The organism is Bacillus sp. FJAT-28004 (assembly GCF_001280845.1).
In the GTDB taxonomy this organism is placed as follows: domain Bacteria; phylum Bacillota; class Bacilli; order Paenibacillales; family Paenibacillaceae; genus Pristimantibacillus.
The window spans coordinates 3,173,786-3,186,611 of the sequence record NZ_LGHP01000001.1; the positions used below are offsets into that span (position 1 = coordinate 3,173,786).

18 protein-coding genes are annotated in these 12,826 nt (G+C 45.1%); 2 read left to right on the forward strand and 16 right to left on the reverse strand.

Annotated elements, in window-relative coordinates; translation table 11 throughout:
• Positions 1-205 precede the first annotated feature (205 nt).
• Both AC787_RS13750 and AC787_RS13755 read right to left on the reverse strand, forming a co-directional pair.
• A complete protein-coding gene (locus AC787_RS13750) occupies positions 206-427 on the reverse strand; it encodes a hypothetical protein (RefSeq protein WP_053373934.1) in 222 nt (73 codons plus the stop codon).
• A 127-nt stretch (positions 428-554) separates the two neighbouring features.
• Positions 555-1,181: a stage II sporulation protein M gene (locus AC787_RS13755; RefSeq protein ID WP_054025296.1), complete on the reverse strand. Its 627-nt coding sequence runs from the start codon at positions 1,179-1,181 to the stop codon at positions 555-557.
• Between the two features lie 205 nt (positions 1,182-1,386).
• Between AC787_RS13755 and pdaB the strand changes: the two genes are divergently transcribed.
• On the forward strand, positions 1,387-2,199 hold the full coding sequence (gene pdaB / locus AC787_RS13760) for a polysaccharide deacetylase family sporulation protein PdaB (RefSeq protein ID WP_054025297.1): 813 nt from the start codon (positions 1,387-1,389) through the stop codon (positions 2,197-2,199).
• A gap of 1 nt (position 2,200) precedes the next feature.
• Here pdaB and AC787_RS13765 read toward each other — a convergent pair whose 3' ends face one another.
• Positions 2,201-2,824: a KinB-signaling pathway activation protein gene (locus tag AC787_RS13765; protein ID WP_054025298.1), complete on the reverse strand. Its 624-nt coding sequence runs from the start codon at positions 2,822-2,824 to the stop codon at positions 2,201-2,203.
• 184 nt (positions 2,825-3,008) lie between these two features.
• On the opposite strand from AC787_RS13765, the gene gerD reads away from it, so the two are divergent.
• Positions 3,009-3,713 (forward strand): spore germination lipoprotein GerD, encoded by a 705-nt coding sequence (gene gerD / locus AC787_RS13770; RefSeq protein ID WP_054025299.1) that lies wholly within the window; start codon positions 3,009-3,011, stop codon positions 3,711-3,713.
• Between the two features lie 102 nt (positions 3,714-3,815).
• Here the strand turns inward: gerD and AC787_RS13775 are convergent, their stop codons facing one another.
• From AC787_RS13775 to infA, 13 genes are all read right to left on the reverse strand, one after another.
• Positions 3,816-4,937 (reverse strand): Mrp/NBP35 family ATP-binding protein, encoded by a 1,122-nt coding sequence (locus tag AC787_RS13775; RefSeq protein ID WP_054025300.1) that lies wholly within the window; start codon positions 4,935-4,937, stop codon positions 3,816-3,818.
• Between the two features lie 112 nt (positions 4,938-5,049).
• Complete coding sequence (gene cwlD, locus AC787_RS13780; protein ID WP_054027060.1) at positions 5,050-5,838, reverse strand: N-acetylmuramoyl-L-alanine amidase CwlD; 789 nt, start codon at positions 5,836-5,838, stop codon at positions 5,050-5,052.
• Between the two features lie 130 nt (positions 5,839-5,968).
• The gene (gene sat, locus AC787_RS13785; RefSeq protein WP_054025301.1) at positions 5,969-7,135 is read right to left on the reverse strand and encodes a sulfate adenylyltransferase; all 1,167 of its coding nucleotides are present in this window, start codon (positions 7,133-7,135) and stop codon (positions 5,969-5,971) included.
• A gap of 25 nt (positions 7,136-7,160) precedes the next feature.
• Complete coding sequence (locus AC787_RS13790) at positions 7,161-7,856, reverse strand: phosphoadenylyl-sulfate reductase (protein WP_054025302.1); 696 nt, start codon at positions 7,854-7,856, stop codon at positions 7,161-7,163.
• Positions 7,857-8,031: 175 nt separating this feature from the next.
• Positions 8,032-8,424 (reverse strand): 30S ribosomal protein S9, encoded by a 393-nt coding sequence (gene rpsI / locus AC787_RS13795; protein WP_054025303.1) that lies wholly within the window; start codon positions 8,422-8,424, stop codon positions 8,032-8,034.
• Positions 8,425-8,444: 20 nt separating this feature from the next.
• Positions 8,445-8,882, reverse strand: coding sequence for a 50S ribosomal protein L13 (gene rplM, locus AC787_RS13800; RefSeq protein ID WP_054025304.1), 438 nt, complete (start codon positions 8,880-8,882; stop codon positions 8,445-8,447).
• A 182-nt stretch (positions 8,883-9,064) separates the two neighbouring features.
• Positions 9,065-9,817, reverse strand: coding sequence for a tRNA pseudouridine(38-40) synthase TruA (truA, locus tag AC787_RS13805; protein WP_054025305.1), 753 nt, complete (start codon positions 9,815-9,817; stop codon positions 9,065-9,067).
• 350 nt (positions 9,818-10,167) lie between these two features.
• Complete coding sequence (gene rplQ / locus AC787_RS13810; protein ID WP_054025306.1) at positions 10,168-10,533, reverse strand: 50S ribosomal protein L17; 366 nt, start codon at positions 10,531-10,533, stop codon at positions 10,168-10,170.
• Between the two features lie 44 nt (positions 10,534-10,577).
• On the reverse strand, positions 10,578-11,522 hold the full coding sequence (locus AC787_RS13815; protein ID WP_053373922.1) for a DNA-directed RNA polymerase subunit alpha: 945 nt from the start codon (positions 11,520-11,522) through the stop codon (positions 10,578-10,580).
• A gap of 126 nt (positions 11,523-11,648) precedes the next feature.
• Positions 11,649-12,044, reverse strand: a complete 396-nt coding sequence (gene rpsK / locus AC787_RS13820; protein WP_054025307.1) for a 30S ribosomal protein S11 — start codon at positions 12,042-12,044, stop codon at positions 11,649-11,651.
• A gap of 19 nt (positions 12,045-12,063) precedes the next feature.
• On the reverse strand, positions 12,064-12,432 hold the full coding sequence (gene rpsM / locus AC787_RS13825; protein ID WP_054025308.1) for a 30S ribosomal protein S13: 369 nt from the start codon (positions 12,430-12,432) through the stop codon (positions 12,064-12,066).
• Positions 12,433-12,451: 19 nt separating this feature from the next.
• Positions 12,452-12,565, reverse strand: a complete 114-nt coding sequence (rpmJ, locus tag AC787_RS13830; protein WP_003333770.1) for a 50S ribosomal protein L36 — start codon at positions 12,563-12,565, stop codon at positions 12,452-12,454.
• Positions 12,566-12,609: 44 nt separating this feature from the next.
• Entirely contained in the window at positions 12,610-12,825 is a 216-nt protein-coding gene (gene infA / locus AC787_RS13835; RefSeq protein WP_053373919.1) for a translation initiation factor IF-1, read from the reverse strand.
• Position 12,826 lies beyond the last annotated feature (1 nt).

Genomic DNA, 12,826 nt, shown 5'->3' on the forward strand with positions numbered 1-12,826 from the left:
TGTTTGAAATGCTCATTACTTTTTTATCGCTTTTTCGCTTATCCCGAAGGATTTGCGAGGCAGTTATTACTCGTTGTTCAGTTTTCAAAGAGCAAACTATTCTTTCGTGTCAACCGCGTGTGTCTCAGCGGCGACAAGAAATAATATATCACAGGGGCCCAATTAAATGCAACCCCTTTTTTAAAAAAAGTTTAAAAACTTGATTTTATCGATAAGAACGCGCATTTAATGCATAACGCGATAGCTCTTTCGGGGAGGCAATTCGTGCGTACATACGGAAAATGATCTTGTATCTTCTTGTAATAGCTTGTTTAATATCACCATCTAGTCTTGAATCATTCAGGTCCAGCAGCATTTCATCCAGTTCTTTACGAAGGACGTAGTCGAGTTCTTTGCATTCTTTATCGTTGAATAGTATTCCGAGCATAGCCGTGAGTGACCTCCTTAAGTTGAAAAGCGCAACTAGATCGTCCTTTAACGAACAAAAAAGCAACGTCTCACGCAAATGCGTTTCGACACTGCTATACTGTTATGCTCAAATATTGGAAAAATTATTACATCTGCAACAACCATAATGTAATTGTACTTTCGATTACTGCCGCTATAAGCAGTGTTATCGTCAAAATTACCATCATAGGAACGGTACGAACTACAAAACTTTCAAGCTCACGGCTTAGTCCGGCTGTCTTCGATCTGGCGAATACAAGAGATCCTCCTGCTTTCAAGACGAGCACTCCAAAACGCATGCCATAAGCGCAAGCGATAATAATTGCGGGTATTTCCAGGATTCCGTGCGGCAGCAAACCTTTTACAATTAGCTCCATCACATATCCGCCGCCATGCAGCTCCGCTGTCGTTTTCAGCAAATATCCAATCATCATCCCGTTAACAACTAAGAAGAAAAATGGCAAGACCCCAAACAGTGCACCTAAGTACATGACCAATATCGATTTTATTGCATTATTCAAAAAAATGAAGATCATCATCGTTAATGTTGGATTTTTGGAATCATCGATCATTTCGGCTAACTGTCCTAACCCTTTCAGCTGTTCATCTAGAAAAGCTCTGAATGCGGGGTTGGTGCCTCCGATAACCATTCCTGCTAAAAACAATATCGATCCAAACGCTATATAGGGATTCATTTGCTTAAAATGCTCCCAAATCAAACGCCATTTAAACATTTTATCCCCTCCGCAGCTTGTAAGTTCGCAAGATGGATGAATATCTCTGTAGTACGAGCATAGATTGTACTACAAGCGTAAACGACGGCAGCCTTCCATGGAGGCAAATAATCGTTTCGCAATTAAGGATAAGTGAGGTATAAAGGTCGGATTTATACTTTCTTATCTTAGTACAAGCTTCCATTAGAGAGGAGTGCCCTTCCCAATGAACGTTTTTTATGTTCTGAATGGCCGAAAGTTGAAAAGGTATTTCTTAATTTCTATCGCTGTCGTATTTTCCATTGGCATCATCTATGCCGAACGTGACAACATCACCGTGTTTGCTCCGCAGCAGCAGCCGGCTGCAATCTACAGCGTGCCCACTGACAAAAAGGTTGTTGCTCTTACCTTTGACATTAGTTGGGGCGATAAACGCACGGAACCCATTCTTAATGTACTAAAAGAGAAAAACATTAAGCAGGCTACCTTCTTCTTGTCTTCTCCATGGAGTCAGTCCCATCCTGAAATCGTCAGAAAGATTCAAGAGGCTGGTTATGAAATAGGCAGCCATGGACACAAGCACGATAATTACAGCAAGCTGAGCGATGAGGAAATTCGCAAACAAATTACGACTGCACATACCATTCTATCCGACGTAACGGGAAAACAACCGAAATTGATCCGACTTCCTAACGGAGATTTTGACAAGCGGGTACTACGTATTGCCGAAGAACTGCAATATAAGGTTATTCAGTGGGATACGGATTCACTCGATTGGATGAACATCGGTACTGACAAAATTATTAATCGAGTCGTTACGCGTGCTCATCCTGGCGACATTATTTTGTTCCATGCAAGTGATTCCGTAAAACAGACACATGAGGCGCTGCCGATCGTCATTGATCAGCTGCGTGAAAAAGGTTACGATTTCGTTACGGTAACTGATCTCATCACTCAAACAGAGGTCGATGGCAAAGCTGTGCAGGACAAGACATCCTCTACATTCCCACAAATTAATGCTTCAGAATTAGAATATTAAATTAAACGACCGGCTTTGCAGCAATCGCTGCTGAGTCGGTTGTTTCTTTTTTGACCAAACGGTGCATCATCATAATTTGGTATGCATTGCAGACGAATAAAGGAACCATCATAAAGACGATAGCGGATACATTCGTTTCTCCTTGCAGTGCAGGCCAAGCTTCAATGAATGTAATGAAGAACATCAAAAACATTGTCGGTACAAAAGCGGTTTTGTTCGTTTGCTTAACTTTAAACCATGATACCGCTACAGACAGCGCAAGCAGGATAAGCGGCAGCGTCCAGAAAAACCAATTGTTAAGGCGCTGCTCATACAGCATATACCCTAGCCCTATTGCTGCGAATATTGTAGTATATCCCTGCAGCGCATTCCATAAATATTTTTTGCCGAATACGCTAAGCGCGATGTAGTTTAAAGTTAAATAAGCGAAAAAGCCCATTTGGCTGAACGCGCCTATCATTAGGCCAACCAAAGCCATCATTAATGCATTGAAACCGACAGCCTTAAAGCCTAAGAAACCAAACTCTGGATCTACCCAAGCCATAATCGCTCCGGTAATCACGCAGGCAAGTCCCCCTACTACCATACCGCTCCAAAATAAAAAGAACCACTTTTTTAAATTCACGTTCATTATCCTCCTGTTATCCACATTACCCTTTATTTTACCACGTTCACAATAAAAAGCTAAAGTCTGTCCATGATAATACGGTGAACTTTGTACATAATAAGTGTACGATCCATCACTTTTGAACGATTTATTTATCCAAACGGAATGCAGCAGCAATGACATAGAAAGGAGCTTGCGAAACATGCGTAAGAGCTTTGCTTTATTTTCGGTTATTTCAGCAATGTTAATTGTACTATCGGGCTGTGGTGCCGAGTCCTCCGGAAGTAACGAGCAGGTTAGCTACAAGGATTTAAAATCGATGGTCATTGATATCCTCAAAACGGAGGATGCGCAAAAAGCGCTTCAGGAGTCTTCTCAGCAAATGTCTGGCTATAACGGCCAAACCTCCAAGTTGTTGTCTGTACAGGATCAGGAGGAAGTTCGCTTAGCGGTCAAGGATGTTCTTATTTCTCCTCAGTACGACAAGGTAATCAAAAAGCTTATGGTTGATCCACGTTTCGCGGGGGAATTTGCCAAATCCGTTAATAAGCAAAATAAACAAATTCATAAAGAACTAATAAAGGACCCCTCCTATCAAGCAGATTTAATTAAAGTGCTGAAAAATCCAGAGATGGACAAGATGATTCTTGAGGTGCTGCAAAGTACGCAATACCGCAAGGAAGTTATGTCCCTTATGCAGGATGCAATGCAAAATCCGCTATTTCGGCTTGAAGTGCTTGATTTGATGAAAAAAGCGGTCCAAGAAGAGCTTAAGCCAAGTCCAGATGAGAAAGTCGATAAGAAGAAAGATGAATCGGGCGGCGACGAACAGAAATCCGATGAAGGCGGCGGTGACGGCGGAGATTCTGGCTCGGGAGATGAACAAGGCGGCGACTCAGGTATGTAGCAGTCAGTAATTAAAATAAAAATAATAAAGCCCGAACAGGTTGTCTCCAAAGCAGCAATGTCTTGCTGCCTTGGGACGTTTGTTCGGGCTTTTGCTATTTAACTATCCGCCGCATTTTGCTAATACGCGATCTGCAAGTTCCAAGTACATTTTGCCTGTCTCGGTATCCTCTTTGTATACGGAGGGTGCAAAGTCGGGCTCTGACACATGGTTGTCCGGTGCGCCTAACGGAATTTGAGCAAGCAGATCAGCATGAAGCGTCTCAGCAAGACGCGCGCCGCCTCCCCGACCAAATACATATTCCCTCTCGCCGGTAGCCTTGGATTCGAAATAGGACATATTCTCAACGATCCCTATAATTTCGTGTTCAGTCTTAATCGCCATAGCGCCTGCCCTAGCTGCAACGAATGCTGCTGTGGCATGCGGGGTTGTTACGATAATTTCCTTGCTTTGCGGAATAATCTGATGCACATCAAGCGCTACATCTCCCGTACCAGGCGGAAGGTCTAGCAGCAAATAATCTAGCTCGCCCCACTCGATCTCTTGGAAGAAGTTGCGCAGCATTTTGCCGAGCATAGGTCCGCGCCAAACGATCGGGCTGTTATCCTCTACGAAGAAGCCCATGGACATCACCTTGACACCAAATTTCTCAATGGGAATTACCCGTTCATTAACAACATCTGGACGCTCCTCGATACCCATCATATCAGGCACGCTGAAGCCGTAGATGTCTGCGTCGATGATGCCAACGCGCTTGCCCCTGCGGGCTAAAGCAACCGCCAAGTTGACGGTCACCGTCGATTTGCCGACGCCGCCCTTGCCGCTCGCGACGGCGATGAACTGCACCCCGCTGGCAGGATCCAGCAGCGGGTTAGCTAGGCCGGCCCCGTGCCCCTGAACGGGCGCTGGGCCGCTAGTTTTGCCAGCACCGGCGCTAGCCGCAGCCGGTGCTGCAGCTGCCGCTGGCGGCGGCGTAGACGCGCCTGCGCCTGCGGCAGGCGCTGCCCCGGCACGAAACCGGAAGTGCACGGTTTCGGCGCCTAGGCGCGCCAGCGCCTCGCGAAGCGAGGCTTCCAGCGCGGGCTGCAATACCGCGCCAGACCCAAGGACCGTCATCGAAACTTGACGGTCCCGAACCATTACGTCGCGGATGGTGATTTCATCCGCTTTATGCTCTGCCGTCACTAATTCGACGGCTTCTATAACTTGCTCTCGTGTCAACATAGGTTGTGTCCCACCTTTATATAATTAGAACTATATAATAGTTAGTATAACACAGTAAACTAATGAACCAAGTCATCTGCTGACGCTTTGTATCATTTTGGCGTAAGGCAAATTACTTGTCCGTCACCTCATCCTGCAGCACACTGCCGCTTAACTTCTCCCCTGCGGCATATCTCAGAATACCTTGATAGATCGATGCGGCTACCGATCTTTGGTACTCCGTATCTGCAAGCCGCTGTGATTCGCCTGGATTAGATAAGAATCCTACCTCGACCAGCGCCGTCGGTATGTTCTCGATTGATTTCAACACGTAAACATCCTTCACGGTAGCAGCGACCCTTGTTGTATTTTCTAAATTGCGTTTAATCTCATCTTGTATAAAGGTAGCAAGAATAATATTGTCTGGGTGATTGCTCGGATGAAAAAAGGTTTGTGCTCCAGTCCATTTAGTTGAAGGGATGCTGTTCATATGAATGCTTATGACTGCGGCCGGATTGCTGTTTTTAATAAGGGCTACACGTTTCTTTAAGTCTTCCGTCTTGCGCTTGCTGTAGGCTCTTGAATCCCCCGTAGCAAGATCATAATCCCCTTCCCTTGTCATAACCACGATAGCACCAGCCTGTTGCAAATAATCGCGCAAATAAAGCGCAATCGCTAAGTTTAGATCCTTCTCAATAATGCCCTGCTTACTGATCGCACCGCCATCTGCCCCGCCATGGCCAGCATCAATCGCTATGGTCTTGCCAGACAAAGGAAGCGTCCAATAAGACCATGCTTTTTTTGAAGGCATCGATTGTGTAAGCAGTATGCCTGTAAGTGCAATAACCAGCAATCCGATACTGATTCGAATTATGCCTTTAAACGTCAACCAAATGACAACATGCCGATCGATTCGGCGCATAAAAAAACCACCCCGTTCTCCATCAAATGAATACGCGGCATCAAGCAGCTTTAAATAAGCCAAATGCTCACTTTCATTTATATGGGACGAGATGGTCGTTTATGAGACAAACCTTATGTTATTCGGTTAATTAAACTACTGGCTGCTCAGACATGCCTTCAATCAATATTTTAGCAACCTCTGGACGGGAGAACTCAGGCGGCGGGCAAATGCCATCACGCAGCAATGCGCGTACCTTCGTACCCGAAAGTGTCAAATGATGCTCCTTGTCATGCGGGCAAGTTTTGGATGTTGCCATGTTGCCGCACTCTTTGCAGAAGAAGCTGTGCTCGAAATAAAGTGGCGTTATGCCTAGGTCTTCTGCTGGAATCGTTTTGAGCAGGTCTTGAGCTTCGTACGTTCCATAGTAGTCGCCTACACCTGCATGATCGCGTCCAACAATAAAATGCGAGCAACCATAGTTTTTACGAACGAGAGCATGGAAGATCGCCTCACGAGGTCCAGCGTAACGCATAGCTGCCGGGAATACACCAAGGAATACACGATCCTTCGGATAGTAGTTCTCAAGCAGCGCTAGGTAGCTCTTCATCCGTACATTCGCAGGAACATCATCCGATTTCGTTTCACCAACGAGCGGATTGAGGAAAAGCGCATCAACGATTTCCATTGCTGTTTTTTGAATGTATTCATGTGCGCGGTGAACTGGATTGCGAGTTTGGAAACCAACAACGGTTTTCCAGCCTTTTTCTGCAAATAGACGACGAGTTTCCGATGGGTCAAAATAAAACTCATTAAACTTCTCAGGCTGAGGACGTTTTAGAACCGTAATTTCTCCGCCAACATTTGTAGAAGAACGTTCGAACAGCTTTTGAACACCTGGGTGCTCCAGATCATCTGTTTTGAATACGTTGACTGCTTCAACCTTATGGTCAACCGAGTAGATGCTGTCAATGTTAATGATTGCGTATATTACACCATCTTCACCGATTAGAACTGCACGCTCGCCTACGGAAAATTCAGAAGCCTTCGCTTCTTCTACAGCAAGTGTAATAGGAATGCTCCATACGGTTCCATTAGCAAGACGCATGTCTTTCACAACCGACTGGTAATCCGCTTCGTTCATGAAGCCAGTAAGTGGAGAGAACGCTCCAACAGCGATTAGATCAAGGTCAGAGATAGCCCAAGTGTTTATCGTAATGGATTTAAGTGTTTTAGCTTCAGCTAGTAATGCTTCACGTTGTTCGCCCGAAGCGACACGGTTAACGAGTACGCCACCGTGCGGTAGAATTTGACTCATTGAAATTTATCCTCCTCGCGAATGCTTATTTATGCAATCCACATTCTGTTTTTTCTTGACCTGACCAACGACCAGCACGCGGATCTTCACCTGGCATTACTTTGCGAGTGCACTGCTCGCAACCGATGCTTGGGTAGTTTTGATCATGCAATGGATTATATATAACATCATTCTCACGGATATAGTTCCATACGTCCTCAGTAGTCCAGTGAGCAATTGGGTTGAATTTGACCAGTCCGAATTTTGTATCATACTCAATTTTTTTGGAATTAGCGCGAGTAGGTGCTTGATCACGGCGAATGCCCGTAATCCATGCGTCATACTTCGAGAGAATGTTCGTAAGTGGTTTAACTTTACGAATATTGCAGCATGCGTTCGCATCGGACTTCCAAAGTTCTTCACCGAACTGAGCAGCTTGCTCTTCAGGTGTAATTTCAGGCTTCACTTCAACGAAAGGAATGCCAGGGTAACGCTGAGCCATAAGATCACGAGTCTCATATGTTTCTTTAAAATGGAAATCCGTATCTAAATAGAAAATATCCGTTTTTGGGCTAACTTTTTGCAGCATATCAACAAGTACAACATCTTCAGCACCAAAGCTGCATGCGAAAGTAAGATTAGGAAATGTTTCTACCGCAAACGCAATAATTTCTTCCGGTGTTGCGTTTTCAAGTTCTACTTCCTTTTGCTTGATAAGCGCTTCTTTTTCAAAAAGGTTCATTTTTTTGCCCTCCGTTTTTAATTCCTAGTAAATTGCTCTGTATAATAATTATACGTTCAAAGTGTTCAATGTTCAATATAAGTTTTAACCAAAATGAAATAAAGTTTTTGGATTAGCAAAATGCACAAAAAAATGCCCTCTCTGATAAACAGAGAAGGCATTTTGATGTATAGTCTTAACGTTTCGAGAATTGTGGAGCGCGACGAGCCGCTTTAAGACCGTATTTTTTACGCTCTTTCATACGCGGATCACGAGTTAGGAAGCCAGCACGTTTTAGAGCCGGACGGAATTCAGGATCTGCTTTAAGCAAAGCACGTGAAATACCGTGACGGATAGCGCCTGCTTGACCGGACATACCGCCGCCGTTAGCAATTACTAGTACATCGTAGTTAGACAATGTGTCAGTAAGGTTAAGCGGTTGTTTTACGATCAGCTTCAATGTTTCTAGACCAAAATATTCATTAAGGTCGCGTTTGTTAATAATGATTCGTCCTTCACCCGGCACAAGACGTACACGTGCAACAGAGTGTTTACGACGACCGGTTCCATAGTATTGCACTTGAGCCATGAAACTTGTCCTCCTCTTTATTACCCGCGAAGTTCGTAAACTTCAGGGTTTTGTGCTTGATGCGGATGTTCAGCACCTGCGTATACTTTAAGTTTAAGCTTCATTTTGTTACCAAGACGGTTCTTAGGCAACATGCCGTGTACAGCCAGTTCGATTACGCGTTCTGGCTTGTTCTTAATCATCTCTTGTGCCGGAGTGGATTTCAATCCGCCGGAGTACATGGAGTGACTGTAGTAAATTTTATCTGACATTTTCTTACCTGTCAGATGGATTTTTTCTGCGTTGATAACAACAACGAAATCGCCTGTATCAACATGTGGCGTAAATGTCGGTTTGTGTTTGCCGCGGATCAGGGCAGCAACTTCACTCGCCAAGCGGCCTAGCGTCTTGCCTTCCGCATCGACGACGAACCATTTACGATCAACTTCAGTTGATTTAGCCATATAAGTGGTACGCATGGATGATCCTCCTTAATTTCATACATTAATCGTTTTTATAACAACGTAAACGTTGATTTGTTTGTTCATTGTTGATAGCCAAGTTTGTGACAATCTCAGTCGGGGCTGTGGGTTAGCCACTTCGAAAGCACAAGTTATATTCTACTATAAAGAATAAGTAAGTGCAAGTAATTTATAGTGATTTATCCCTGTATTTCGCTGGAATATTCAACATCCATCAACATCAATCCATGCGGCATTGCCGTAGGACCAGCAAGCGAACGATTTCGCCCCTCAAGGATGTTTTTGATCTCCGATGAAGCCATCTTCCCTTCGCCAACCCATAGTAAAGTTCCCATAATGACTCGAACCATATTGTACAGAAAACCATTGCCTGTCACGTACATATGCACGATTGGGCCTTCCTGAACAAAATCTGCTTCATAGATCGTACGAATATGATGAGGCTTGGTTGAATGTATCGATGTGAAGGAAGTAAAGTCATGTTTACCTACTAGGTAGCTAAGACCCTCCCGCATCGCATCCACATCAAGCGGCGTCGGATGATGAAAGCGATATTGTCGGCCAAATACATCAGGAAACTTCCCAGTATCAATCGTATAGCGATACGTTTTGCGCTTAGCGGATCTTCTTGCATGAAAATGCTCTGGCACATCGAATGCTTCAATAATGACGATATCCTTCGGCAACCGCGTATTAAGCGCAATCGCCCATCTCTCTGTTGGAATCGTAGATTCCGTATAGAAATTGAATATTTGTCCCCGCGCATGCACTCCCGCATCTGTGCGACCCGAGCCAATAATAATGGTCGTCTCGCCCGTCAGCTTCTTTATGGCCTTCTCTATTTCACCCTGAACCGTTCTGCCGTAAGGCTGCGTCTGAAAACCGTTAAAGCCTGCCCCGTCATAACTGACCTTTACGCATATATTCCTCAACCTATCCCCCCCTTTAACTATAGGGATACCTAAACGTCCAAAATTCCCTCTTGCTTAGGGAACCTAAGATGCTAAGCCTTATGGACACCTGTAGGTATCACACAAGCTCATCTATTGCCCCTGACATGAATAACAAATCATTCTTTTCAAACAAAAAAAGGTGGCCGCAAGGGTCCACCCTTTTCATTAAAATATAAGAAGTATAGGGAGACCCTAATACTTGCTTATATTTTATTGCGTTAGCAGCTCATCCCCCACGTTGGCAGGCACAAGCCGTTTACCGCTCGCGTATAAAGCTTGGACAAGGTTTAACGCTGTGGACAAGCTTATACATTTCATTTATTAGGTTACTACGCGCGGTCAACCAATTCCAGGTAAACCATAGGCGCAGCATCGCCGCGACGGGGTCCTAGTTTTAGAATACGCGTGTATCCGCCTGCGCGCTCCGAGTAACGAGGTGCTAGATCGGAGAATAGCTTTTGGATAGCGTCTTGCTGTCCATCAACAGTTTCGCGACGAACATAAGCTGCTACTTGACGACGAGCATGAAGATCACCTTGCTTAGCTTTAGTGATCAACTTCTCAGCGATAGAACGAACTTCTTTCGCTTTTGCTTCAGTCGTTTGAATACGCTCATAAAGGAACAAGTCAGTAACGAGGTCACGGAACAAAGCTTTCCGTGCACTAGCGTCACGTCCTAATTTTTGATATGCCATCTTGTTTTCCCCTCCCTTGCTCTTTTGTCTTCACTAGTTGGTTACTACTCTTCCATGCGAAGGCCCAAACCGAGTTCTTCAAGCTTCTCTTGAACTTCCTCAAGGGATTTACGGCCTAGGTTACGGACCTTCATCATATCCTCTTCGGATTTCGTAATTAGCTCTTGAACCGTGTTGATACCAGCGCGTTTCAAGCAGTTGTAAGAACGGACGGAAAGATCAAGTTCCTCGATCGTCATCTCTAGAACTTTCTCTTTCTTATCTTCTTCCTTCTCAACCATAATTTCAGCGTCTTTGGCTTCATCGGTCAATCCAACGAACAAGTCCAAATGCTCAGTCAAAATTTTAGCGCCGAGGCTCACAGCCTCTTCCGGTCTAATACTACCGTCAGTCCATACTTCAAGCGTTAACTTGTCGTAGTTAGTTACTTGACCAACACGCGTATTTTCAACGCTATAATTTACACGAGTAATTGGCGTGTAAATCGAATCTACAGGAATTACACCAATCGGTTGTTCGTCTTTCTTGTTGCGGTCCGCTTGCACGTAACCGCGTCCCCGATTAGCAAATACCCGCATATGGAGCCGCGCGCCGGAGGCCAAGGTTGCGATGTGAAGATCAGGGCTTAAAATCTCGACATCGCTGTCTGCTCGAATGTCGCCCGCTGTAATATTCCCTTCGCCATCCGCGTCGATTTCCAACACCTTTTCTTCATCGGAGTGGATTTTCAACGAGAGGCCCTTCAGGTTCAGAATGATTTCGGTAACATCCTCAATCACTCCGGGAACCGTAGAGAACTCGTGAAGCACTCCATCGATTTGAACCGAAGTTACTGCTGCACCCGGCAACGACGACAACAAAATCCGGCGAAGCGAATTCCCAAGCGTCGTGCCATATCCGCGTTCAAGCGGCTCAACGACGAAACGTCCGTAAGTTCCTTCATCATTCAGTTCTACGGTTTCGATTTTCGGCTTTTCGATCTCAATCACTAATAGTACCCTCCTTCAAACGTCGCTCCGTTAGCTTACGTTATTTTAAGTCAAACCTTGTAGTATGCCAAACCTTCACAACCATTATTCACAAGTTGTTGATATTTGATACCACATCAGATCCAACTATACGCGACGACGTTTCGGAGGACGGCATCCGTTGTGAGGAACTGGTGTTACGTCTTTAATGAGGTTAACTTCCAATCCAGCAGCTTGAAGCGAACGAATCGCAGCTTCACGGCCAGCGCCTGGTCCTTTTACCATCACTTCGACAGTTCTCATGCCATGCTCCATCGCAGCTTTAGCAGCTGTTTCAGCAGCCATTTGTGCTGCGAAAGGCGTGCTCTTACGTGAGCCTCTGAAGCCCATGTTACCAGAGCTTGCCCATGAAATTGCATTGCCGTGAGGATCCGTGATCGTAACGATCGTATTGTTGAATGTCGAGCGAATATGCGCAACGCCAGTCTCAATGTTTTTCCGGTCGCGACGTTTCGTACGAACGACTTTTTTTGGTTTAGCCATTGTCCATTATCCTCCCTTCTTATTTCTTCTTGTTAGCTACAGTCCGACGAGGACCTTTACGTGTACGTGCATTTGTTTTCGTACGTTGACCGCGAACAGGCAAGCCACGACGGTGACGAAGACCACGGTAGCATCCGATTTCAGTCAGACGTTTAATGTTAAGCGAAATTTCACGACGCAAGTCGCCTTCTACTTTAACAGATTTATCAATTGCTTCGCGAAGGCGAGCAAGTTCGTCTTCTGTCAAGTCACGAACACGAGTGTCGTAGCTAACTTCAGCTGTATTCAAAAGTTTTTGCGACGTTGTTTTGCCGATACCGAAAATGTATGTCAGGGCGATTTCGACGCGTTTGTCACGCGGCAAGTCTACACCAGCTATACGTGCCATAGGCTATATTCCCCTCCTTCTATCCTTGTTTTTGTTTGTGTTTCGGATTTTCACAAATCACCATAACGTTGCCTTTGCGACGAATGACTTTGCATTTTTCGCAGATCGGCTTTACCGAAGGTCTAACCTTCATTGTGATTACCTCCCGAATCTTTCGTAATAAGCCCCTACTTGAGCTTATTTACGATAGGTGATGCGCCCTTTTGATAAATCATAAGGCGATAACTGTATAACCACCTTGTCTCCTGTCAGGATGCGAATAAAGTGCATTCTGAGCTTACCGGAAACATGTGCGAGAATTTGATGACCGTTCTCCAGCTCCACCTTGAACGTGGCATTCGGCAACGGTTCTATAACCGTACCTTCGACCTCAATGATGTCTTCCTTAGCCAAC